The 20809-nt window shown below is 67.3% G+C and carries 24 protein-coding genes, 1 tRNA gene and 2 pseudogenes; 2 read left to right on the top strand and 25 right to left on the bottom strand.

Annotated features, from left to right (window positions below):
* Positions 1 to 15: 15 nt before the first annotated feature.
* The 4 genes from BN118_RS18485 to BN118_RS18470 all read right to left on the bottom strand — a co-directional run bounded on the left by BN118_RS18485 (position 16) and on the right by BN118_RS18470 (position 4128).
* Positions 16 to 1398, bottom strand: a complete 1383-nt coding sequence (locus BN118_RS18485) for a GTPase/DUF3482 domain-containing protein (protein ID WP_014906118.1) — start codon at positions 1396 to 1398, stop codon at positions 16 to 18.
* Complete coding sequence (locus BN118_RS18480; protein ID WP_010931658.1) at positions 1391 to 2800, bottom strand: DUF2868 domain-containing protein; 1410 nt, start codon at positions 2798 to 2800, stop codon at positions 1391 to 1393. Before BN118_RS18480 ends, BN118_RS18485 begins: the two co-directional genes overlap by 8 nt.
* A complete protein-coding gene (locus tag BN118_RS18475; RefSeq protein ID WP_003815873.1) occupies positions 2778 to 3152 on the bottom strand; it encodes a YkvA family protein in 375 nt (124 codons plus the stop codon). The genes BN118_RS18480 and BN118_RS18475 overlap by 23 nt, the downstream gene beginning before the upstream one ends.
* Positions 3153 to 3234: 82 nt before the next feature.
* Positions 3235 to 4128, bottom strand: a complete 894-nt coding sequence (locus BN118_RS18470; RefSeq protein ID WP_014906117.1) for an AraC family transcriptional regulator — start codon at positions 4126 to 4128, stop codon at positions 3235 to 3237.
* A 142-nt stretch (positions 4129 to 4270) separates the two neighbouring features.
* Here BN118_RS18470 and BN118_RS18465 point away from each other — a divergent pair, with 142 nt between their 5' ends.
* Positions 4271 to 5161, top strand: a complete 891-nt coding sequence (locus BN118_RS18465; protein WP_010931656.1) for a DMT family transporter — start codon at positions 4271 to 4273, stop codon at positions 5159 to 5161.
* A gap of 73 nt (positions 5162 to 5234) precedes the next feature.
* Here the strand turns inward: BN118_RS18465 and BN118_RS18460 are convergent.
* The 16 genes from BN118_RS18460 to BN118_RS18385 all read right to left on the bottom strand — a co-directional run bounded on the left by BN118_RS18460 (position 5235) and on the right by BN118_RS18385 (position 18099).
* Positions 5235 to 5310 (bottom strand) — tRNA-Asn (locus BN118_RS18460).
* A gap of 56 nt (positions 5311 to 5366) precedes the next feature.
* Complete coding sequence (ptlH, locus tag BN118_RS18455; protein WP_010929500.1) at positions 5367 to 6386, bottom strand: type IV secretion system protein PtlH; 1020 nt, start codon at positions 6384 to 6386, stop codon at positions 5367 to 5369.
* A complete protein-coding gene (gene ptlG / locus BN118_RS18450) occupies positions 6379 to 7503 on the bottom strand; it encodes a VirB10 family type IV secretion system protein PtlG (protein ID WP_010931655.1) in 1125 nt (374 codons plus the stop codon). Before ptlG ends, ptlH begins: the two co-directional genes overlap by 8 nt.
* Positions 7484 to 8305 (bottom strand): type IV secretion system protein PtlF, encoded by an 822-nt coding sequence (ptlF, locus tag BN118_RS18445; protein WP_010931654.1) that lies wholly within the window; start codon positions 8303 to 8305, stop codon positions 7484 to 7486. The genes ptlG and ptlF overlap by 20 nt, the downstream gene beginning before the upstream one ends.
* Positions 8302 to 9003: a type IV secretion system peptidoglycanase PtlE gene (gene ptlE / locus BN118_RS18440; protein ID WP_010929498.1), complete on the bottom strand. Its 702-nt coding sequence runs from the start codon at positions 9001 to 9003 to the stop codon at positions 8302 to 8304. Before ptlE ends, ptlF begins: the two co-directional genes overlap by 4 nt.
* Complete coding sequence (gene ptlI / locus BN118_RS18435) at positions 8982 to 9167, bottom strand: type IV secretion system protein PtlI (RefSeq protein ID WP_010929497.1); 186 nt, start codon at positions 9165 to 9167, stop codon at positions 8982 to 8984. The genes ptlE and ptlI overlap by 22 nt, the downstream gene beginning before the upstream one ends.
* Positions 9164 to 10555 (bottom strand): type IV secretion system protein PtlD, encoded by a 1392-nt coding sequence (gene ptlD / locus BN118_RS18430; RefSeq protein WP_010931653.1) that lies wholly within the window; start codon positions 10553 to 10555, stop codon positions 9164 to 9166. Before ptlD ends, ptlI begins: the two co-directional genes overlap by 4 nt.
* Before the next feature lie 7 nt (positions 10556 to 10562).
* Positions 10563 to 13037: a type IV secretion system protein PtlC gene (gene ptlC, locus BN118_RS18425; protein WP_014906116.1), complete on the bottom strand. Its 2475-nt coding sequence runs from the start codon at positions 13035 to 13037 to the stop codon at positions 10563 to 10565.
* Complete coding sequence (gene ptlB / locus BN118_RS18420; protein WP_010929494.1) at positions 13034 to 13348, bottom strand: type IV secretion system protein PtlB; 315 nt, start codon at positions 13346 to 13348, stop codon at positions 13034 to 13036. Before ptlB ends, ptlC begins: the two co-directional genes overlap by 4 nt.
* A gap of 18 nt (positions 13349 to 13366) precedes the next feature.
* The gene (gene ptlA / locus BN118_RS18415; RefSeq protein WP_010929493.1) at positions 13367 to 13675 is read right to left on the bottom strand and encodes a type IV secretion system protein PtlA; all 309 of its coding nucleotides are present in this window, start codon (positions 13673 to 13675) and stop codon (positions 13367 to 13369) included.
* A gap of 55 nt (positions 13676 to 13730) precedes the next feature.
* Positions 13731 to 14414, bottom strand: a complete 684-nt coding sequence (gene ptxC / locus BN118_RS18410; protein WP_010931651.1) for a pertussis toxin binding subunit S3 — start codon at positions 14412 to 14414, stop codon at positions 13731 to 13733.
* Positions 14415 to 14496: 82 nt separating this feature from the next.
* A complete protein-coding gene (gene ptxE, locus BN118_RS18405; RefSeq protein ID WP_023853616.1) occupies positions 14497 to 14859 on the bottom strand; it encodes a pertussis toxin binding subunit S5 in 363 nt (120 codons plus the stop codon).
* Positions 14860 to 14870: 11 nt separating this feature from the next.
* Complete coding sequence (gene ptxD / locus BN118_RS18400; protein WP_014906115.1) at positions 14871 to 15329, bottom strand: pertussis toxin binding subunit S4; 459 nt, start codon at positions 15327 to 15329, stop codon at positions 14871 to 14873.
* Positions 15323 to 16003, bottom strand: a complete 681-nt coding sequence (ptxB, locus tag BN118_RS18395; RefSeq protein ID WP_014906114.1) for a pertussis toxin binding subunit S2 — start codon at positions 16001 to 16003, stop codon at positions 15323 to 15325. The genes ptxD and ptxB overlap by 7 nt, the downstream gene beginning before the upstream one ends.
* 39 nt (positions 16004 to 16042) lie before the next feature.
* Positions 16043 to 16852, bottom strand: coding sequence for a pertussis toxin ADP-ribosyltransferase subunit S1 (gene ptxA, locus BN118_RS18390; protein WP_014906113.1), 810 nt, complete (start codon positions 16850 to 16852; stop codon positions 16043 to 16045).
* 266 nt (positions 16853 to 17118) lie between these two features.
* Positions 17119 to 18099 carry a Bug family tripartite tricarboxylate transporter substrate binding protein gene (locus BN118_RS18385; RefSeq protein WP_010931647.1) on the bottom strand — a complete coding sequence of 327 codons (981 nt, stop codon included), beginning with the start codon at positions 18097 to 18099 and terminating at the stop codon, positions 17119 to 17121.
* Here BN118_RS18385 and BN118_RS20330 point away from each other — a divergent pair.
* The gene (locus BN118_RS20330) at positions 18092 to 18229 is read left to right on the top strand and encodes a hypothetical protein (protein ID WP_154403049.1); all 138 of its coding nucleotides are present in this window, start codon (positions 18092 to 18094) and stop codon (positions 18227 to 18229) included. The genes BN118_RS18385 and BN118_RS20330 overlap by 8 nt on opposite strands.
* 88 nt (positions 18230 to 18317) lie before the next feature.
* Here BN118_RS20330 and BN118_RS21395 read toward each other — a convergent pair.
* From BN118_RS21395 to BN118_RS18360, 5 genes and pseudogenes are all read right to left on the bottom strand, one after another.
* Positions 18318 to 19025: pseudogene (locus BN118_RS21395) on the bottom strand (helix-turn-helix domain-containing protein); the annotation flags it as partial.
* An 8-nt stretch (positions 19026 to 19033) separates the two neighbouring features.
* Positions 19034 to 19579: pseudogene (gene tatC, locus BN118_RS18375) on the bottom strand (twin-arginine translocase subunit TatC); the annotation flags it as partial.
* 98 nt (positions 19580 to 19677) lie between these two features.
* Positions 19678 to 20121, bottom strand: coding sequence for a Sec-independent protein translocase protein TatB (gene tatB, locus BN118_RS18370; RefSeq protein ID WP_014906112.1), 444 nt, complete (start codon positions 20119 to 20121; stop codon positions 19678 to 19680).
* A gap of 72 nt (positions 20122 to 20193) precedes the next feature.
* Positions 20194 to 20421, bottom strand: coding sequence for a Sec-independent protein translocase subunit TatA (tatA, locus tag BN118_RS18365; RefSeq protein ID WP_003815808.1), 228 nt, complete (start codon positions 20419 to 20421; stop codon positions 20194 to 20196).
* Between the two features lie 15 nt (positions 20422 to 20436).
* Entirely contained in the window at positions 20437 to 20805 is a 369-nt protein-coding gene (locus tag BN118_RS18360; RefSeq protein ID WP_003815807.1) for a histidine triad nucleotide-binding protein, read from the bottom strand.
* Positions 20806 to 20809: the final 4 nt, after the last annotated feature.

Below are 20809 nucleotides of genomic sequence, written 5' to 3'. Positions count from 1 at the left end.
GCGCGGCGGGCGGGATCAGGCGTCGCCGGCTTGCGCCAGTTGCCGCGCGAGCTGCGCGACGACGCGCTTGCGGCGTTCGTCTTCCTGGTAGCGATCGCCCAGCGCGGACCATTCCGGCCGGCTGCGCGCTTCTTTCAGGCCGTCGGGCAGCGGGCCGCTTTGCCAGGCGCGGTCGTCGGGCCGCTGCAGCTGCACCGGCGTGCGCGCCGCGTGTCCGCGCCGCTCCAGGGCATGGATCAGCTGGCGCTGGCGCAACGCCAGCAGGCGCACGATGGGATCGTCGACGCTGAGTTCGCGATAGCCGCGCAGCTTGCCCGCCACGCGCTTGCCCAGCCGTTCCACGCCTTGCCACAGGCCGCCGGCGGCCGCGCCGATCAGCATGCCGGTGCCCAGGCTCAGGCCGGCGCTGAGCAGATCGACCGCGGCGCCGGCCATGGCGCCGGCGGCCATGCCTACGCCAAGCTGAACGCCCATGTCCTTGAGCGCCTGCGGGTGGAACAGGTCCATGCCCCAGCGTTCGCCTTGCAGCGGCAGCTCGGCGCCGTCGTAATCGTCGCGATGGAAGTTGTACAGCGCCAGCAAGGCGTCGACGCAGGCCTGCTCACGCCGCCGGACCTGCTCGCGCAGCGTGGCGGCCGCTTCCTGCAGCGCGGCCTCGTTGCCCGGGCTGGACACGTGCAGCGCCGCGACGTCGACCAGCAGGTCGGCGACCAGGACGCAGGCGGCCTGGCGGCGTTGCTCGCGCTGCTGCGCCAGGGCCTGGGCCAGGCGTTGCAGCATCGCCGCGTGGCGGTCCAGCAGCGCCGCCAGCCGCGCATAGAGTTGCGCTTCGCCATCCAGCGGCGGCGCGACCGTGTCGAACTCCAGCACCGCGTGCAGGCCCAGGCGGGCCATGGCTTCGCGCCACTGGTCGGCGCGGTGTTCGGGCGCGTTGACGAAATTCAGCACCGGCAACAGCGGCCGCGCGCACGATGCCAGGATGGCAAGCTCGTCGCGATGCTTGCCCAGCACCGGGTCGCGCGCGTCGATGACATACAGGCCGGCGTCGCATTCGAGCAGTTTGCGCAGCACGCGCGCCTCCTGCTCGAAACGCCGGTGCGCTTCGGGCGATTCGAGAAAGCGGCGTACGCGCGCCGGTCCGTCGAGCCGCTCGCCGGGCGCCTGCAGACGCTCCAGGTATTCCAGCAAGGCGATGCTGTCTTCCATGCCGGGCGTGTCGAACCATTCGATCGCGGCCGCATTGTCGATGGCCAGGCGCGCGCCTTCGACGTGGCGTGTCGTACCGGGCTGATCCGCCACTTCGCCGAAATCGGGGTTGCGCGTCAGCGTGCGCAACAGCGAGGTCTTGCCGGTGTTGGTGTGGCCGACGACGGCGATGCGCAGCGCGGCTTCAGTCATGCGCGGCCTCCAGCCATCGCAAGGGATGGTCGGCGTCGCGCAGGATGGCCGCCTCGGGCAGGCCGGCGTCGAGCAGGCGCGCCTGCCACAACGAACCGCGTCCCTGCCCGGCGCCGGCCGCGCCGGCCTGCAGCAGCCATACGCGTGTCTGCGCCGCCTTGTCGGAGAGTTCGGCCAGCAGGGCCAGTGTGCCGCGGTCCGGCGTCTGGCGCGCGTCGCAGGCGATCAGCAGGCGCGAGGCGGCGCTACGCGCCAGCGCGTCGAGCAAGGCGCTGCGCTGTTCGCGGGTGTCCAGATTGCCGGCGTCGAATACGTTGGCAGGCAGGCCGGCCGGCGGCCATGGCTGGTCGGGCGCCAGCTCCAGGGCGGCCAGCACCGGCCGGTTGGCCAGGTCGGGCAGCACCTGCGCGGCGATCATGCGCGGTGCATGCAGGGGATCGGCCGGCCGGTCGATGCCGGTCGATGCGGCCGGCGGAAGCAGGCGGTCGCGCAGGACGGCATAGCCGGGCAGGCTGGTGTCCAGGCGCAGCCCGCGCAGGGCGCGCGCGGCCATGGCCAGGCAGTACAGCGCGGCGAGCAGGCGCGGCGCGATGCCATAGCAGACCAGGGCGCCCAGCAGCCAGATCGACCATTGCACCTGCGCGGTGGCGGGCAGGACCTGCGCTCCGTCGCTGGCGCGCACCAGCGCGGCATCGGGCAGCGCGAACCCCAACTGGCCCGGCAGCCAGCCCAGCGCCTGGGTCAGGGTCACGAAGGTCTCGGGCTGCAGCAGGGTGGTGGCCCACACGAAGCGGTAGCTGGCGGTCGAGAGCACGATCAGCAAGGTGGCCAGCGCCGCGCACAAGGCGGCCAGCCACAGGATGTGGCTGACCGCGCCCAGCAGCCAGCGCAGGGCGCCGGCGCGCGCCAGCAGATCGAGCAGCGCCTGCGGGATCAGGGCCGCGTCGGGACCGCGCGCCAGCTTGCGCGTGGCCCACAGCCAGATGCCGCCCAGCCCCGCCGCGCGGGGGCGCAACGCGAAGCTGGCCAGCCACAGGACGAAGGTCAGCGCATGCAGGCCCAGCAGCGCATCCAGCGCCCACAGCACGTTGACCGGTCGCGCGCCCGAGCCCAGCGCGCCCAGCGCGACGCCGACGCCGGCCAGCAGGGCGGCGACGGCCAGCACCACGAACGTCAGCGCGGCGCCCTGGCGCCAGTGGACCAGCAGGTCCTGCAAGCCTTCGCGGCGGCCCAGCGCCTGGGCCCGCGCCAGGATGCGCAGCGTGAAATCGGGCGCCAGCTGGCGCGCCTGGCGCACGGCGTCGGCGTCTTCGAGGGGGCCCCAGTGTTCTTCGCGCAGGCGGACGGTCTCGGCCAGCCAGACGGCCGACCGGTGCGTGCTACCCGTTGCCGGCGGCATCATTGGCGGCGGGGCCCAGCCATTGATCGAGTTTGCCGCGCGCCTGCGCCTTGACATCGTCGGTGATGGCAAAGGCGACCGTGGCCAGCGCGGCGGTCATGACGCCGAGGTCGTCGGTGTACCCCACCAGCGGCGCCAGGTCGGGGATGGCGTCCAGCGGCAGCACGAAGTAGCCCAGCGCGCCGTATATGACGCGGCGCGCCCACTTGGGGGTGGCGGGGTTTTGCACGGCGAAGTACAGCCACAGCGCCTTTTCGAGCGCCTGGCGGCCCGCGCCGGCGGCATGGCCGCGCAGTTTGCGCCAGAAGCGCCGGTCGGAATAGGCGTGTTCGTAAGCAGAGGTGGCAATAGGCATGTCGTCTCCCGGACAGGGTGGGCGCGGCGGGCCGCGCCTACGGGCGATGTCTGCATTTTAGACTGCCTCGCGGGCGAGGGGTTCAATGGGCCCGCGCGCCGGCCCGGTACTGGCCCGGCGTAGCGGCCGTGGCCTGGCGGAACACCCTGCTCAAGTGGCTGGCGCTGCCGAACCCGCTGGCCTGCGCCACCGCGTCCAGCCCCGCCTGGCCGGGCGCGCGCAGCAGGGCCTGGGCCCGCGCCAGCCGCCGGGCCTGCACCCAGAGGTGGGGCGGAACCCCGAACGAAACATGGAACATGCGGGCGAAATGGTAGGTGGACAGGGCGGCCTGGGCGGCCAGCCGCTCCAGCGTCAGCGGCTCGTGCAGATGGGCCTCGATGTAGTCGCGCATCCGCCGCCGCACCACCGGCGCCAGCCCGCCGCGCGCGGGCATGCCGGGGCGTCGCCCGGTGCCCTGGACCAGCAGATGGTGCAGCACGGTCTCGGAGGCGGCGCTGGCGGCCAGGCGTTGCGACGGATCGGTCCAATCGGCGTCCAGCAGGATGTGGCAGGCCTGGCCCAGCGCCGGATCCTGGATATAGGTGCGGTCGCGCAATGCCAGCTCGCGCGGCTCGCAGTCCAGCCGCCAGACGGCTTCGCGCGCCAGCCGCTGCGGCGCGATGTACAGGTGCAGGAAGCGCACGGTGTCGTTCATGTTCCAGCGCGAGCGGTGCTCGGATGGCAGGACGCAGAACTTGCCCGCGCCGCCATAGCCGTCGTTGCCGGCCCGGAACGATTTTTCGCCGCCATGCAGGTAGAGCGACAAGGTGTGATGGCCGGGATGGTCGTAGTCGACGACTTCGTGGCCGGCACGGCGCCATTGGGCCGCCGCCACGCCGTCGCCCAGCGTGGCGGCGCGCTCCAGCCGCGCCGCGCCGGCGCCTGCCAGGGTGCGAAAGACCGAAAATCCGGCCGGATCGGATGCGGCGAGACTCATGCGCCCTATGCTACGCCATTGTCCGGGCGCCGGCGCGCGCTCCCGGGCAAAGAAGCGCAAGATCCGGCAATCGCGCCGGCCGCGCCTGGCGCATACTTGCGGGCGCCGTCCGCTTTGGCGGCGCCCTGTCCTGCCCACTATCGTGAACCTGACCCTGTACCTGCTCACCGTGCTCATCTGGGGCACGACCTGGATCGCCATCAAGCTGCAGCTTGGCGTGGTGGCCATCCCCGTTTCCATCTTCTACCGCTTCGCGCTGGCCGCGCTGATCATGATGGCGGCGCTGGCGCTGCTGCGCAAATTGCAGAAGCTGGACCTGCGCGGCCACCTGCTGTGCCTGGGCCAGGGACTGTTCCTGTTCTGCCTGAACTTCCTGTGCTTTTACGCGGCCACGCAATGGATTCCCAGCGGCCTGGTCTCGGTGGTGTTCTCCGCGGCCACGATCTGGAATGCGGTGAACGCGCGCCTGTGGTTCGGCACGCCCATCGCGCCACGCGTCATGCTGGGCGGTGCCTGCGGTCTGGCCGGCCTGCTGCTGCTGTTCTGGCCCGAACTGGCCAGCCACGCCGCCGAGGCCGGCACGCTCAAGGGGCTGGGGCTGGCCCTGCTGGGCACGCTGTGCTTTTCCACCGGCAACATGCTGTCGGCCGCCCAGCAGCGCGCCGGCATCCGGCCGCTGACCGGCAACGCCTACAGCATGACCTATGGCGCGCTGATCCTGCTGGCGGGCACGCTGGCGGCCGGCGTGCCGTTCGCGTTCGACCCCTCGCCCACCTATGTGGGCGCCCTGCTGTTCCTGGCCGTGCCGGGCTCCATCGTCGGTTTCACCGCGTACCTGACCCTGGTCGGGCGCATGGGGCCGGCGCGTGCGGCCTATTGCACGGTGCTGTTTCCGGTGGTGGCGCTGACCATTTCCACGTTCGTCGAGGGTTATCGCTGGACGCCGCAGGCGCTGGCGGGCCTGGCGCTGGTCATGCTGGGCAACGTGCTGGTGTTCGCGCGCTGGCGCGCCCGGACTGCCAGGGCGGCCTGACAAGGGCATCGGGCGCCGGCGTCCGGGCAGGCAGCAAAAAGCCCGGTTCGCATGAACCGGGCTTTCTGGAATCTGGCTCCCCGAGCTGGGCTCGAACCAGCGACCTGCGGATTAACAGTCCGTCGCTCTACCGACTGAGCTATCGGGGAAAAGGTAGAGGGGCGCAATTATGCACGAAAATCGCAATGCGTGCAGGCGGCAGGCGTCATGGCGCCGGGAGGCCATCCCGGTACCAGATGTCGACGACCCGCCGCCGGGCCCCCTGCCCGGCTCGGCGCTCCACCACCACGACGATATCGATCACGGATTCGACCAGCGCGCGTAGCGTCGAGTAGGGAAGCATCTGGCAATTCGGGTGTTGCATGCACATCAGCGTCAGCCGCTGCAGCGCCATATCGGCGCTGGCGGCATGGCAGGTGCTGATGCCGCCGCTGTGTCCGGACGCGCATGCCTGGAGGAAGTCGAAGGCTTCTCCCCCGCGCAGCTCCGCCAGCAGGATGCGCGTGGGCGCCATGCGCAGCGCCGCGCGCAACAGCTCGGTGGCCGATACGGCGGCCGTCCTGCCTTCCGTCGGAGTGCCGTACAACAGGTGTACGTGATTGGTTGCCGGATCCAGCCGCAACTCGCGCACGTCCTCGATCGTGACGATGCGTTCGCGGGGCGGAATCTCCCCGCTCAACGCGTTCATCAATGTGGTCTTGCCCGAACCGGTCTGGCCGGCGACGAGTATGGCCTTGCCCGCCTGCACGGCCAGCCGCAGGAAGTCGTCCCATGCGCCGCGCCTCCACGGGTCGAGCAAGGGGTCTGGCCGCGCTTGGCTGGCGCCCGGGACGCCTGGCAGGTCGAGCGTATCGCGCAACAGTTCCGATAGTGGCCAGATGCGCCGGGCGGGCTTGCGGATGGTCAGCGACAGCGTGCCCGGTTCGCAGGCTGGAGGGACGACGATCTGCACCCGTTCGCCGCCAGGCAGGGACGCCGCCAGCAAGGGACGCTCCGGGCAAATGTCGCGGTCGCAGAACCGGGCCGTCGCGGTAGCCAGGGCGTGCAGATGATCAAGCGTGAGCGCGCCCGACTCCTGGCGGTTCCAGCCGTTGCGGTCTTCATACCAGAGCTGCCCCGGACGGTTCACGCAGATTTCCGCTATATCCTGCCGGCTCAGCCACGGATGCAGCGCTTGGAGGTGGAAGTCGACCGATGCCTGTCGATCCGGCGCGGCATCATTCATTCGTCCCCCTGAGTATGGAGAAGTCCAATGGACGGGCGACCAGGATGCCGATCTGGTCGCCGTGGTTCTTGTAGAGCGTGGGCGGGATGTTGATCGTGTTGTTCAGGGCGCTGGCGGCCAGCGAATTCATCGTTCCCGCGGCGGTAAGGTTCACGTTCACGCCGTGGCGCGCATCGGTGGCGCGCGCCAGCATGTACGAGGTGGCATCGCCCAATACGCTCAGCAGCAGGGCGCCGCCGAAACGCTGCGCGAATTTGTCGTCCACCACGCCGGGCAGCCCCGCGGCGCCGGTTCCGTCCACGGCCGGCGATGCCAGCTCTATCGTGAGCCCGGACGGCATGAAAAGCCGGCTCCATGCGACGTAGATGCGTTGCGAGCCCTGCGCCAGGTCGGCGCGGTATTCGCCCACCACTGTCGTGCCACGCGGCACCAGGACGCGCTTGCCGCTGGCGCTGTAGACATCCCGCGATACGATGCAGGTCGTCAGCCCCGGGACGTTGGTGACGATCCGGGTCTGCAGGATGCAATCGATAAACGTGCCGGGCAGCAGCCGGTAATCGCGGCCCCCGGAGCGGGTTGCGCGGCTGACGTTCCTGCCGATGAGGGTGGCCGCATCCGCGGACACGCCGTCGTCCGCCATGCCCGCCCGCTCGGTTTGTCCAAGGCGCGCGGCCGTGGCGACCATCATGGCCGGGCCGGACTTGAGCGCCGCGCTGTCGCGCCGGGGCGCCGGTTCATCGTAGTCGTACGGCGCGCGGATTGGCGGGGGCGGGACGGGTGGCGCCGGCCGCGGCTGCGGCAGGATCGGGTCGGGAGCCGCCGGCATGTCCGGAAGCGGCGCCGGTTCGGGTTCGCGTGGGTGGACCGTGAATATGCGCCCCGGCGGCAGGGCTTGCCCCGCCGGCGCGACGGTCTGCGTCGCGGCGTGCGGCGGCGCGGCGCGGCTGCGCCATATCCCCGTTGCCAGCAGGCATGACAGGGCCACGGCGACAAGGGCGAACATCCAGCGCAGCGGACGCCGATGCGCATGCTCGGCATTGGCGAAAACAGGGATTTCGGGGTCCGGCGGCCAAGCGTGCGCTTCGCCGCCATCGGGACTAGAGGGCCGGTTCAGCATGGCATTCGAAGGCTGGGGACTCGGACGCATCGCCGTTCTGGTTGACGATCCGGATGACGCTGGCGCCGGACCGCAGCATCAGGACCGGCGCTACCCGGTGTATGACCAGTGATTGGTTGTCGATATGCAGATTGACCAGGGTTTCCGTTCCGTCCGGCGCTACCGCGAATACGGCCGGAAACGGCTGACCCGGTCTGAACGTGAGCCAGGTATGCCGGCCGTCGTCGTACGCAGCGATGGGTGCGATGCCGTCCGACCCGTTGCCCACCTGCATGGCGTAGCGCCGGTTCAATGCGCCGGCGGGAACAGCCGGGCCGACGGGGCTGGCGCGGGATGCCGCCTGCGGCGCGGCCGGGTAGCGGAATTGCAGGCGATAGGCCATGCGCGAACGCTGCAACGCCTGCGGTGTCGCCGCGTCCGCGCTGGCCAGCACCAGGTCGAAGTCGTAGAGCCGGCGGTCGGTTTTGACGAGCAGATTGGTGTTCCACAATCCCGGCTCCGGCGCCTGCGCGGGCGAGCCCTGCGCGGGGAAGGATTTGGCCTTGATATACAGCACATTGCCTTCCGGGCTGAATTGCCAGCCGTCGGCGAACCCCGCGGCGACGTCGATGATCTTCTCCTGCTCGTCGAATACGATCCGGGTGACGTAGCCGTTCCAGGCGCGCACCAGCACCACCTCCTCCGGGTGGTACGGCACGGTCTGTATGCGGGCGTCCTGTTCTCCTGGCGTGGGTATCCGGAACGCATGCGCCGAAAGCGCCGTGGCCGCCAGGCCGGCCGCCATCATCCGTGCCGCCATCATGGCTGTCCAGCCTCCGCGTCGACGCGATAGCTGGTGACGGCAAAGCCCAGCGGATTGAGCCAGCGCTGGGCCTGGGTCAGCGCGCGCGGCTGATCGTAGGCGAATGCCACGGTCGCTACCCATATCGAGGATTCGGCGGCGCCCTGCCCGTCCGCGTCGCGCCGTGTCCGGACAAAGCGCACCGTGCCGACGCCCTTGCCATGGTCGATGGCGCTGAGAATTTTCACGGCCAGGGTCGTGCCAGCGCCGTACTTGCGGTCCGGCGCATCGGGCGCCTCGTAGCTGGTTTCGTAATCGTGCCTGACGGCGGGCGCGGACAGCAGGCGCACGTAGTCGTAATCGTGCTGGATCGTGTGCCAATCGTAGCGCTCGCGCGCCGCGACATAGCGCGTCAGCCAGTACTGGTTCATCAAGGTGTCCGGGGTGAAATCTCGGGGTTCGAATTGCGTGACGACCGAGGCCGCGCCGCTGCTCTTTTCGACCTCGATCAGGTAAGGAATGGTGGTCTTGAGCGGAAGCATCGTCGCGATGGCGATCAATGACAGCGCGGTCACGGCGAGCGCCGCCCACGCCACCGTCCATGCACGGCGTTCCGACTGCGCCAGCCGGTACAGGCGGGACGCTTCCCAGTCCACCGCGGCCTCGGCATGCCCGCGGCCATGCGTCTGGTCAGGCGTCAAGGGGCGCGGGTCTGGCATGACGATCCTTGCTCCGGGGCGGCGGTGTTGATGGGAATCAGGGGCTTGCCATCGGGATACGGCAAGCCGGGCGGCCCGTTCGGGGCGCAGGCGCCGAGCGTGACGGGGGCGATGGCCAGGATGGCCCATCGCAATAATCTGGCGTTGGAATGTGCGTGGATCATGGCAGGTTGGGTTTGCGGGGAAGAACCCGTCGGTCCGGCGCCGGCGCGGGCCGGTCGTCGCGTCGCACCCTGGGCGGCGGCCTTCTCGCGCCGCCCAGGGCGTACTGCCTATAGGCGTGCGCCGGGAAGGATGGGGCCGGGCGGGCCGGCGCCGGCGCCGGCGTGGCCGAGGCTGCGTACGTACCGGCCTGGTGCGGTCCCGCGGCGGCGGCCGCCGCGGCCGGACGGGGGGCGTACTGGCGCGCAGCGGCTTGCCGATGAGCCTGCGCGAGCCCGGGATGGGCCGCGTTAGGCCACAGGCGGCGCCGCAGGCCCGCGTTGACGCTGCTGGCCAGCGGGACCAGGGTCAGCAGCATGAGTGTCGCCGTGGCGCATAGCGTTGCCGCCAGCATGGTCGAGCGCAGCGGGTCGGTGGCAAACCGCTGCGGCAGGCCGGCCGGCAAGGCGCCAGCCAGTACATCGGACAGCAGGCCGACGGCCGGCGTGCCCAGCGCCATGAAGACGAGCGCGCGGACCAGCGCGCCGAGCCAGGCGTTGGTCCAGCGCTGCAGCGCGGGAAACAGCAGCAGCACGAGAAAGAGCGGCCCCAACGACAGCAGCAGCGTGACTATCAGGCCCGGCACGATCAGCAGGGACGCCGCCAGGCAAAGCCAGCCTCCCGCGCTGGCGGCCACGATCATGGCGCAGAGCAGCCAGTTGACGGCGCTGCCCGGGTTGGCGTCGTTGGCGGCCTGGCCGGCCAGTTGCGCGACCCAGGCCTGGGCCTGGGCGGCGAACTGGTCCAGTTGCGCGAGTCCGCCGCGCCCCGCCGCGCCGTCCGGCGCTGTCCAGGGCCCGCTCAGCCAGCCCGCGACGTCCTGGACGCCTGCCACCACGGTGGACAGGTAGCGGTCGGGAGACAGTGCCAGCGAGGTCACGACCGCAACCAGCAGGGCGTGCCGGATATGCCATTCGAACGGGCGGTCGCGTCGCGCCAGCAGTGCATAGCCAGTCAACAGTACCAGCAGCGTCATCATGGAATAGACCAGCGGCTGGAGCTGGCGCGTCAGCCGTACGATCGCGGCCTCCATCCGCCGCGGCGCCGCATTGCGCAGCGCACCAGCCAAATCGGAGAAGGCGGCATCCACGCTGGTCATGGCGGCGGCCTGCCACTGCTGCAGCGCCTGGGCGCGCTCGGCGTTGACGCAATCCGGCTCACCGCGCCGGTGGCCGGGGTCGTCGCGGCAGGCGGTGAGCAGGACGTCTCGTCGCGCCTGGTCGGCGCGCAGCGCCCGTACCCGATTGTCGCCGCCAGCCCGGGTGGGGTCGTCCACGGAGGCCTGGGCGGCCTGCCCGGCGAGCAGGCATGCAAGCGTGCAGGACAGCAGGATTCGTGACAGGCCGGCCATGCTGGTTTCACCTGAGGCCGGCGCTGGCTTCGCGTCGAAGCCGATGGAATACCGCGATCCAGTCGTTTGGGTCGCGCTCCCGCGTCAGTGCCAGCGCTTGCTCGAAACAGCGCAGGTTCCTGGCGTTGCCGGACAGGATGGCCAATTCGTCATCCATGCCGGAGAGGTCGAGTTGTGCGACGACTGCCTGCCTGCCCTGTTTGACGAGAAAAAGATGGCTGTCCTCCGCCATGGAGCGGATCAACTGGTACTCGGTTTCGGTGCATTTGAAACCATCCAGGTATTCGGCGCGATCGGCCCTGGGGTTGGGCAGATAGATCTCGGTTGCGCATTGCTGTACCAGCGATGCGGCGACCCTCGCGCCGAGCAGGCTGCTTGGCATTTGCGTGGAGAAGACGCCCAGCCCGTTCTTCTTGCGTATGGTCAGCTGCTGGTCGCCTGCGAACTCGGCGAAGGCCGGGTCGTCGATCCACTTCCAGGCTTCGTCCATGAGATAGACGAAGCGCCGTCCATCCATGGCCTCGTTCATCCGATGCAACAGGTACATCGAGATCGGCGTGCGCGTCTCGGCATTGTCCAGGAACGCGGTGCCGTCGATGCCGTAGTTGCCCGGCCGCGAAAAATCGAGGCAATCATTCGGATTGTCGAAGACCCACCACAGCATTCCCGTGCCACCGGCGCCGTCGTCGCGGCACCAGCGCCCCAGGCGTCTGACCAGTTCCCGCTGCTCGGACGTGGCCTGGGTGATGTTTTGCAGCAGCGTGGACATTCGCCGCAGCGACGCCGGCATGCGCAGCACCGTGCGCACAGCGGTGGCCAGCGTCGCGTGCTGCGCCGACGTCAGCGGCGAGTCATGAGCGCGCGCGAGCATCGCCAGAAGCGAGTCCAGGAACATGACATTGCGGTCGGTGCATGGCAGCTGCAAGGGGTTGAAGCCGGTCGGTTCGCCGTCGCGTATCCGCAAGTACTGGCCATCGAGGGCGCGGATGCAGATTTCCGCGCCCCGGTCCTTGTCGAAGAAAATCGTCGTCAGGCCATCGGCATCCGCGGATCGGAATTTCTGCAGCTGGCAAAGCAGGAAATTGAGCAGCACGGTCTTGCCGCTGCCGGACTGGCCGATGATGCGCGTGTTGCCCAGCATCATCTGGCCGCGGCAATCCTCGTCGAGCCCGGAGTGATGGAAATTGAAGTAGAACGGTTGGCCGGAAGGCGTGGACAGCAGGCTCAGGGCCGGGCCCCAGGGGTTGCCATCGCGCTTGCCGCCGTAGAAATTATGAAAGCTGCACAGTCCGGCGAAGTTTCTGCTGGTCAACATGGCCTTGCGCGACCGGTATGCCCAGTTGGCAGGCAATTGCGCATAGAAGGCGGCATCCAGGGCCAACGTCACCGGCGTGGCGAGAAAGCCGCGCTCCTGGATGCGCGTCATGGCCGAACTGACATCGCGCCGCAGTTGCCGGGGGTCGGCGCCGAGGATCATCATCGAGAAGTGATACTCGCCGATCACGAAATCGCCATTGACCAGGGCGTCTTCGGCATGCGCGAGGTCGTCGATCTGCGAGTACGCGGCGTCCTGCACGTTGGCCAGCTGGGCGCGCTGCCGCTGCAGGTAGGCCAGCGCCTGTCGCTTGCCGACCGCGCTGAACGAATGCGTGATCACATATTCGTAATCCTCGTACAGCAAGGCATTCAGCATCCCTGGTTCGGTGTGCGTGCCGTATTCCTTGAAATCGATGAACTGCGCGTAGCGGCGGCAGGTCGGAGAACGCAACTCCATCATTTCGGCGCCGGCAAGGATCCGGCTCGAACCGAGATACGCGTCCACCGGCCCGGCCGGCACACGTACCGGCTGCCAGTGGCCGGTGAGCAGGAATTCGAGCAGGGTCAGCGTCCGGGAGTATCGCCGGCCGGCGCTGTCCGTCTCGCAGCCCAGCACGGTGATGGCCTGCTCGTGGTTCTCGCCATGGCTGCGCAGCGTCGTTTCGATCAGGGATCCGATTTCGTCCATGCGTCGTACATGGGCCAGCAGTTGCCGGCGGACCTCGGCCTGGCCGTGATGCGCACGCTTGCCGAGCGCGGCGTGGCCAGGCCGATATACCAGGGTGAGGTAGAATTCGTTCGTCATTGCCTGCCGCGCGTTCAGCCGGGCGTTGTACGAGGCGTCGAGCGCGCGGCAGAACGGATTTTCGTACCGCGCATCCAACCCGGCCTGCGTCTTGCGCCGGATGCAATGGATCCAAAGCGCGACCTGCTCGCACGAGATGGCGCGCCACAGGCCGTTGAGCTGTTCATGGCGCTGCGAAACCAGCTCTGGCTCGGCGCTTTCGAAGGCGATCCCCTGTACGCGCCAGGTGCGGACCAGGTCCGCGCCATGGGTGATCAGCGTCGTGTCCGTCAGGTGGCTGCTGTAGGGGATGAACGCAGCGATGGCGCGCTCGTTGCGCGCAATGGCCGCAAATGCGGTCTGGCCGCCGCGCCGGTTCATGGCTTGCGCAGGCGCCGGCGGCGCTCGGCGTAACGCAGCGGCGCATAGACGGTACTTTGCCAGAACGCATGCGTGCGGTCCCGGCTCAGCCAACGCATGCGCAGGTAAAGCCAGATCAGGCGGAACTGCTGGTCATCGCGCCGGATCATGATCCGCATCGCCAGCAATGCCACGGGAAACAAGGCCAGAAAGGCGATGCTGAACCAGATGCCCAGCAGGGCAATGGTGCCGCTGCACACGGCCAGCGGCGTGGCGGGTACGCCCATCAGCATCGCGGGCCGGGTGCAGCCCTTGAAAAGCGGATCACGCATGTTCGATACGTCCAGGATTCAGGTCAGCAGATAACGAGCGATTTCGGCCGATGCGCCGATCAGCAGTCCCGCCAGCACCACTCGCACCACGTCCAGCACATCGGCGTGCCGGAACAGCAGCTTGTAGCCCGCCCAGATTATGGCGATGGTCACCGTGGCCACTGACGCGCCGCGCAGTACGACCACGATGCTCGCCATGAAGTGGTTGACGCGCTGCAGCCCGCCGCCGGCCTGGGCGAGGTCGGGCAGCGTGGCGGACAACAGGGTGCAGGCTGCCATGAAGGCCAGGCGCGGTAGCGATGCTCTCAAGTCTTTCAAGGGATTCATTCGCGGTATCCGTCAAGGAAAAACATGGGCAGGCGAACAGATCCGAGCCGGCGGCTCAGCATATCGACGCTGCCGGGTTGCAGAGGGAAATGCCGGTGAGGGCATAGGTCTGGAATGTGGCGTCCTCGTAGTCGTAATACTGCTCTTCCTTGCTGACGTGGACGCGTACGGCAAGGCCGGACATATAGATCATGTACAGCAGGCGCCGCAGCGCGTCGTACATGTCTCTGTACCTGCCTTCATACGGGCTGGCGCAGGCTCCGATGACCGATTGCCCGTCCCTGACGAATACCGCGCACAGCCTGCTGTTGGTGCTGGCGAGCAGGCGCGTGGCCGTGACCTTGCTGTAGTAGTGATCCGCAGCCGGTTGCCCGGTCTTGTATATGGTCGTGATGCAGAAAGTTTCGCGATAAATGAACCCCGCGCCTGGCGGCGCGTCCTTGATGATGCCGCCGTACGCCTGGCCCAGGTACGTACCGTCATAGAGACCGTATATGGACCAGCCGGGCGTTATCTGGCGCAAATACGTCTGCAATTCGGCGTTGCCGCGCAGTTCGGCCACGGTCAAGGCGCGGGTTCCGTTCGGGCAGCGTCCATAGGCGCCGCCCTGTTGGGTGAACAGTGCCTTCGGCGGGATGACGATGCCTGGCGCAACGGCCTGGGCCGTGCGCATGCCCAGCAGGGCGAGCACCAGGATGGGCAGAATGTGATGAAGCAGCTTCTTGTTGTTGATCAGCATGTTGCGGTGTTCCCGGAATGGAACCAGGGCGGAAGATCGTCTCAAGCGGATTGCGCGGAAACGTCGAAACCTCCGGAAGGGTTCATTCGCAATATCCGTTGAGCGGGCAGATCTGCAGTTCGAGCAGATCGCCGGGAGTGCCCGGATACGGCGAGTCTTCCACCGTCAGCGCGATCCGGCTCTTGAGCGCATACGCGGATATGGCAAAGCCAAGCATGGTGTCGAACCACGTGTCGTGCTCGTGTCCCGCGTCGGACAGGCACGCCCGGACCAGGCTTCTGCCCGACATGAAGGCGGTCAGGCAGAACTCCTGATTCTTGCCCTTCAGTTTCAAGGCCAGCTCCTGGACAGTGAAGTTCTTGTACAGATGGGTCGGCAAGCCGGCGACGTCAGCCGGGCTGTATATGCCGAGCACGGACAACAGGATGGATGCGATGGTATGCATGGGGTTCGCCTTCAGGGGCAATCCTGCTTGCCGCTGCATTCGACCATCCGGATCAGTTCGAGCGCGGGCTTGCCTTCGAAAGTGAGTTGCTTGGGACCCAGAAACATGCGCAGCGGCCGTTGTTGCATGAAGACGGCGCGCAACATGACTTCCATGGGACTGCTGCCGGGACGCTTGAGATCCTTGCCGAAGCAGAACGGCACGTGCGCGTCCGGGCTGCTGGCCGCGGCGCCCAGTTTGGCGGCGATGCCGCAGACCAGCATGCGCGTCGGGGTGACTTCATACGGCTTCATGGCTACGCTGGTGACCACCATATTGGTCTTCACCAGCACATAAGGAACGTCGGCCAGGGCGGGGGAAAGATGCGTCATCGCGCCGGATGCCAGCAACCACGACAGGGCGCGCACGCGCGACCGCCGGGCGCCGCCCTGTCCCGGGGCGGTGGTTCGAGTGGGGAAGCGTCTCAGCATAAGGATGATCCAGGATTGCAGATGGAGATGCCGGTAAGGGCGTAAGTCTCGAACGTTGCGTCCTCATAGTCGTAATACTGTTCTTCCTTGCTGACATGGACGCGTACGGAGATGCCGGCCACGTAGATCAGGTAAAGCATTTTCCGCAGCCGGCTGTACATGCTCCAGTACTTGCCGTCATACGGGCTGGTGCAGGCGCCAATGACCGGTTGCCCGCTTCTGACGAAGACCGCGCATAGCCTGCTGTTGGTGCTGGAGAGCAGGCGAGTGGCGGTGACGTTGCTGTAGTAGTGATCCGTTGCGGGTTGACCCGTATTGCGCGTGGTCATGATGCAGAACGTCGTTTTCAGGTCGAATGCGCCGCCGGGTGTTCCGTCCTTGATCACGCCGCCATATTCGCCGCCGAGATAGGTGCCATCGTAGAGCGCAAATATTGACCAGCCGCGCGTCACATGACGCAGGTACTCCTGCAGATCGCCGCTGCCGCGCAATTCCGCCACGGTCAGGGCACGGGTCTTGTTCGCGCAGCGTCCATAGGGGCTGCCATGCTGGGTAATCTGTTCCTGCGGCGGAATGACGATGCCTGGCGTGGAGGCCCGCGCCACGTGAGATCCGAGGAGGGCCAACGGCAGAACGGACAGGAGATGGCAGAGCGTCTTGCGGTCGATCGGCATGCTGTTCAATTACCGGAGTTGGGCGGGGCTGGGCCAGGTCTAGAACGAATACGCGATGCTTTCGTAGTACACGAGAACCATCGCCTCGCCGGCGCGTTCGGACCAGGCTGCCATGGCCTCGGAGCTTTCGGCCTGCCGCGCCATGCAAGCGCCCATCACCGGCGCCATGCGCACCAATGTGCCGACGATCGACGCTACGGACCTTCGCGATGTGTAGGGGTTGGGATTGGCGCGAGTCTGCTGGCTGACGTAGCGAGCGTTGGGATACTCCGTGGTCGTGGTCTCGCCGGTGATGCCGTTGTGATAGACCCGCGTTACCCTGCGGATGTTTTCGGGCGGAATGCGCCGGTGTGCCAGATATTCGCTCTGGTAGGTGGCCAGCGCGCCGGCGAGGATACGGCCGGCATTGTCGCCATAAGTGTCGACGTATTCGAAGTACGAGCTGGCGGCGCCGTAGAAATTGTTGTCGGCGCGGACTTCGTAGATGTAGCCGATGAAGTGGCCGGTGCCCCTGCCGGCGCGTTCGGCCTCGACCGCTTCCTGCATGCGATGTTCGAGATAGACCTCGGTATAGCGCCGGCTGCTGCTGGTGGAGACGAAAGCGCTGTTGCTGCTGCCGACCTGGCAGGAACGTCCGGTCAGATGTTCGAGCACATTGTCGTTGTTTCCCCACGCCGTGAATCCGTTCTGGAAAACGTCCTCCGGCGGGCGGGAGTCATAGCGGTATACGGTGGCGGGAGGATCGTCGGCCCATGCCGGCGAAGTCACGGGCGCCGTGACGGCAAGAATCGCCAGCCACGTCAGCCAGCCTGTTCTTGCGGTTTGGCGAATTGCCCGAGTGCAACGCATCCCGTCTTCCCCTCTGCGTTTCGGTGGTGCCTATTTTACGGATCACACCATGGCAGGGGGGTCAGCACGGTCCGGACGGTGACCGGTACCATCGCGCGACTTTGCGCCGAAGGAGCGTTTACGCCGTGTTGGATTGCAGTAGCGGGATGTACGGAATAATCGAGGGTTTTGTACGACGCATCCGCACGCATACGCGTTGGCGGTTGCCAACACGTATGCGGGATGGTGCCGGCCGGACGGGGATGGCGCGTTGGAGGGCTGCGCTGCTACTTCAGCTTGGCGCCGGTTTCGCGCACGACGCCGGCCCAGCGCTGGATCTCGTCTGCGATGAAGCCGCGGGTCTGATCCGGCGTGGCGATGACCGGCGTGGCGCCTTGGGCGGCAAAGGCCTCGACGACCGCCTTGGACTGCAGCGCCTCGTTGATGTGGCGGTTGAGCAGGACGATTATCTTGGGGTCGGTTCCCTTGGGGGCCATGACGGCGAACCAGGGCGAGGCGACGAATTCGGGATATCCCAGCTCCGCCATGGTGGGTACGGCCGGGAAATGCGTCGAGCGATCCGACGACAGGATGGCCAGCGCGCGCAGGTTGCCGGAGCGGATATGTTCCAGCACCGCGGGCATGTTCTCGATGTCGGCCGCCACGACGCCTCCCAGCAGGTCCACCACCGCGGGGCCCGATCCCTTGTAGGGAATCATGTTGATGGCGGCGCCGGTACGCAATTGGAACAGTTCGGTCAGCAGGTGCGCCTGCGATCCCAGCGCGTTGAGCGCGAACGCGACCTCGCCCGGCCTGGCCTTGCATTGGGCGATGAGCGCGTCCAGGCTGTCCAGCTTGAGCTTGGGGTTGGTGACCAGCACCAGGGGCACGTCGCCCACCATCGACACCGGCACGAGGTCCTCGAGCACCTTGTACGGGATGCTGGGCATCAGGCTCAGGCCCACCGCCAGCGGCGCCGACGACGACGACAGCAACAGGGTGTACCCGTCGGCGGCCGACTTCGCCGTGGCGTCGGTGCCGATCACGCCGCCGGCGCCGGCACGGTTCTGCACCACGACGGGTTGGCCCAGCGAATCCTGCAGCGTGCGGGCCAGCACGCGCGCCATCACGTCGGTGCTGCCGCCGGGCGGGAACGGCACGATCATCTGGATTGGCCGGGCGGGATAGGTGTCGGCCGAGACAGGCGCCGCGATGCCCGCCGTGGCGATGAAAATGCCGATCACGGCGAGCAGCCTGGTCATGTTCATGGAAGTCTCCTCGGGTCGTCGCCTGCGCGAACTTTTATATGGCCATGAGCCTTGTGGTTCGGTGCCGGTCCGCGCCGCATTGCGCGCCGTCGACCGCCTGCATCCGGTCGAAATCAGTATCTGGCATTGACCGTGCGTCCGCAACGGCGGGCAGCGGATAGGCGTCTATCTTTCTCATACTGAAATCTTGGCGCCGGCAAGGATTTGGTATGCGAACGCTAGCTGTGAACTGTCAATAGGTTGTATTCGTCCAGGTTGAGTCTGGAGATGGGTACAGCGCGCCCGATGCCTTGGTGGGGTCGATGCCAGTTGTAGTGGTGTAGCCAGGATTTCATGGCATCGGCTCGGTGTTGGGAGTTCTGGTAGGTGTGAGCGTAAGCCCACTCACGCAAGGCCGACTGGATGAAGCGTTCGGCCTTGCCATTGGTCTGTGGGCGGTAAGGTCGGGTAAAGCGGTGCTTGATGCCCAGCTCATGGCACAGCGCGGCGCTGGTGCCGAGCATGCCGTCGCTGAGCCAGGGTACGGTGGTGTGCAGCGCGCGCGCCAGCCGCTCCAGCGTGGCGCGGGTGGGCGCATAGGCGTCGCCGCGGGCCAGGATGCGGTGAATGGTGGATTGCGGCACGCCGGAAATGCGCGCCAATTGGTTCTGGCTGGAAATTCCGCGCCATCGCATCAAGGCGCGCAGACGGTCTGCTTGGCTCATGCCGGCAATGTAGGCATGCCGGGCGGCCGCGGCAAGCGTGAAACCGTCTACTTTTTCACGAGCGCGGCCGGTCCGTCTCAGTGCCGCTCGGTCAGGGCCTGGTCGTCTTCGGATTCTTCCTCGCCGCGGCGTCTGGGCGTGACCAGGCGCGCGCACAGCAGGCCTACCTCGTACAGCAGGCACAGCGGCACGGCCAGCATGAACTGGCTGACCACGTCGGGCGGGGTGACCACGGCCGCGATGACGAAGGCGCCCACCACGACGTAGCCGCGCGCGGCGCGCAGCTTGGCCACTTCGACGATGCCGGTCTTGACCAGCAGCACCACGGCCACCGGAACCTCGAACGTGATGCCGAAGGCCATGAACATCGTCATGACGAAGCTGAGATAGGCCTCGATGTCGGGCGCCGGCGTGATCGACTGCGGCGCGAACGTGGCGATGAAGTGAAAGACCGTGCGGAACACGAAGAAATAGCAGAACGCCATGCCGATGATGAACAGCAGCGTGCTGGAGAGGATCAGCGGCAGCGCCAGGCGCTTCTCGTGCTTGTACAGGCCGGGGGCGACGAAGGCCCAGGCCTGGTACAGCACCACCGGCAGGGCCACCACGAAGGCGGCCATCATGGTGACCTTGACGGGCACCATGAACGGCGTGATGACGCCGGTGGCGATCATGCGGGTGCCTTCGGGCAGCGAAGCCAGCATGGGCTGGGCCAGCACGTCGTAGATGGCCGAGGCGCCGGGATACAGGAACAGCACGATGAATACGGCGACCACGGCGCCGGCGGCCTTGAGCAGGCGGCTGCGCAGTTCGACCAGGTGCGAGATGAAGCTGTCCTGCTGCTGGTCGGGATTGTCGTTGGAGGCGTCCTGGCTCACGTTGCGCTACCGGTAGGCGGGGTCTTGTCGGCGGGCGTGGCCGCCGCGGGAGGCGCGATGCTGCGCGTGTCGGTGTCGCTGGCGACGGCGGGCGCGGGTTCGGCCGGGGCGTCGGCGCCGTTGACGGCCTTGGAGGCGTCGCGGGCGGTGTCGTCGAGCTCCGCGCGCAGCGCCTGGGTGCTGTCGCGCAGCGTATCCTCGGTCTCGCGCAAGGAAGTCTGCATCGACCGCGCGGTCTCGTCCATTTCGTCCTTGAACTTGCGCAGTTCGTCGAGTTCGATCTCGCGCCGGATATCGGACTTCACGTCATTGACATAGCGCTGCGCCCGGCCCAGGAGATGGCCGATGGTGCGCGCCACCTTGGGCAGGCGTTCGGGGCCGATGACGACCAGCGCAATGACGCCGATCACCATCAGCTCTGTGAAGCTGACATCAAACATGCGGCTGCCGCTTGTAAGAACTGGAACGATAGGAAAGGACCGGCGCCGTCATGGGCCGGTCCCGGGCCGGGACTAGGAGTTGCTTTTCTCTTTGGCCTGCACGTCGATGGTGTCGTCGGACACGCGTTGCTGCGTGACCTGATCGGCCGGCTTGTCGGCGCTGGCGTCCTTCATGCCTTCCTTGAAGCCCTTGACGGCGCTTCCCAGGTCCGAGCCGACGTTGCGCAGTTTCTTGGTGCCGAACACCAGCGCGATGATGACCAGGACAATCAACCAATGCCAGATACTGAAGCTACCCATGACGGTTCTCCGAAATTATGCGGCGGGAGCCACGCGGCCTTTCCAGGGACGCGGACCACCCAGAATATGGAAATGCAGATGCGGTACTTCCTGGCCGCCTTCGGCCCCGGAATTGGCCATCAGGCGAAAGCCCCCGTCGGGGCCGGGGTTGCAGCCGTTGCCGGCCGCCAGGCGCGACGCCAGTACAGTCATTCTACCCAACCAGCCGGCGTCGCCCTCGGCGATGTCCTGCAGCGACACGACGTGGCGGCGCGGGATCAGCAGCAGGTGCACCGGCGCGGCCGGGTTGATGTCGTGGAAGGCGACGAATTCGTCATCCTCGAACACTTTCTTGGCCGGGATTTCGCCGCGGGCGATCTTGCAGAAGATACAGTTGTCGCTCATGTCA

It is taken from the genome of Bordetella pertussis 18323, assembly GCF_000306945.1.
Classification (GTDB): domain Bacteria; phylum Pseudomonadota; class Gammaproteobacteria; order Burkholderiales; family Burkholderiaceae_B; genus Bordetella; species Bordetella pertussis.
This window is presented reverse-complemented; position numbering and strand designations above follow the sequence as displayed.

Excerpts from the sequence above, each read along its gene's own strand:
- BN118_RS18485 (WP_014906118.1), bottom strand. The coding sequence starts at position 1,398 with ATGACTGAAGCCGCGCTGCGCATCGCCGTCGTCGGCCACACCAACACC.
- BN118_RS18480 (WP_010931658.1), bottom strand. The coding sequence starts at position 2,800 with ATGATGCCGCCGGCAACGGGTAGCACGCACCGGTCGGCCGTCTGGCTG.
- BN118_RS18475 (WP_003815873.1), bottom strand. The coding sequence starts at position 3,152 with ATGCCTATTGCCACCTCTGCTTACGAACACGCCTATTCCGACCGGCGC.
- BN118_RS18470 (WP_014906117.1), bottom strand. The coding sequence starts at position 4,128 with ATGAGTCTCGCCGCATCCGATCCGGCCGGATTTTCGGTCTTTCGCACC.
- ptlH (WP_010929500.1), bottom strand. The coding sequence starts at position 6,386 with ATGAATGATGCCGCGCCGGATCGACAGGCATCGGTCGACTTCCACCTC.
- ptlG (WP_010931655.1), bottom strand. The coding sequence starts at position 7,503 with ATGCTGAACCGGCCCTCTAGTCCCGATGGCGGCGAAGCGCACGCTTGG.
- ptlF (WP_010931654.1), bottom strand. The coding sequence starts at position 8,305 with ATGATGGCGGCACGGATGATGGCGGCCGGCCTGGCGGCCACGGCGCTT.
- ptlE (WP_010929498.1), bottom strand. The coding sequence starts at position 9,003 with ATGCCAGACCCGCGCCCCTTGACGCCTGACCAGACGCATGGCCGCGGG.
- ptlI (WP_010929497.1), bottom strand. The coding sequence starts at position 9,167 with ATGATCCACGCACATTCCAACGCCAGATTATTGCGATGGGCCATCCTG.
- ptlD (WP_010931653.1), bottom strand. The coding sequence starts at position 10,555 with ATGGCCGGCCTGTCACGAATCCTGCTGTCCTGCACGCTTGCATGCCTG.
- ptlC (WP_014906116.1), bottom strand. The coding sequence starts at position 13,037 with ATGAACCGGCGCGGCGGCCAGACCGCATTTGCGGCCATTGCGCGCAAC.
- ptlB (WP_010929494.1), bottom strand. The coding sequence starts at position 13,348 with ATGCGTGATCCGCTTTTCAAGGGCTGCACCCGGCCCGCGATGCTGATG.
- ptlA (WP_010929493.1), bottom strand. The coding sequence starts at position 13,675 with ATGAATCCCTTGAAAGACTTGAGAGCATCGCTACCGCGCCTGGCCTTC.
- ptxC (WP_010931651.1), bottom strand. The coding sequence starts at position 14,414 with ATGCTGATCAACAACAAGAAGCTGCTTCATCACATTCTGCCCATCCTG.
- ptxE (WP_023853616.1), bottom strand. The coding sequence starts at position 14,859 with ATGCATACCATCGCATCCATCCTGTTGTCCGTGCTCGGCATATACAGC.
- ptxD (WP_014906115.1), bottom strand. The coding sequence starts at position 15,329 with ATGCTGAGACGCTTCCCCACTCGAACCACCGCCCCGGGACAGGGCGGC.
- ptxB (WP_014906114.1), bottom strand. The coding sequence starts at position 16,003 with ATGCCGATCGACCGCAAGACGCTCTGCCATCTCCTGTCCGTTCTGCCG.
- ptxA (WP_014906113.1), bottom strand. The coding sequence starts at position 16,852 with ATGCGTTGCACTCGGGCAATTCGCCAAACCGCAAGAACAGGCTGGCTG.
- BN118_RS20330 (WP_154403049.1), top strand. The coding sequence starts at position 18,092 with ATGTTCATGGAAGTCTCCTCGGGTCGTCGCCTGCGCGAACTTTTATAT.
- BN118_RS18385 (WP_010931647.1), bottom strand. The coding sequence starts at position 18,099 with ATGAACATGACCAGGCTGCTCGCCGTGATCGGCATTTTCATCGCCACG.
- tatB (WP_014906112.1), bottom strand. The coding sequence starts at position 20,121 with ATGTTTGATGTCAGCTTCACAGAGCTGATGGTGATCGGCGTCATTGCG.
- tatA (WP_003815808.1), bottom strand. The coding sequence starts at position 20,421 with ATGGGTAGCTTCAGTATCTGGCATTGGTTGATTGTCCTGGTCATCATC.
- BN118_RS18360 (WP_003815807.1), bottom strand. The coding sequence starts at position 20,805 with ATGAGCGACAACTGTATCTTCTGCAAGATCGCCCGCGGCGAAATCCCG.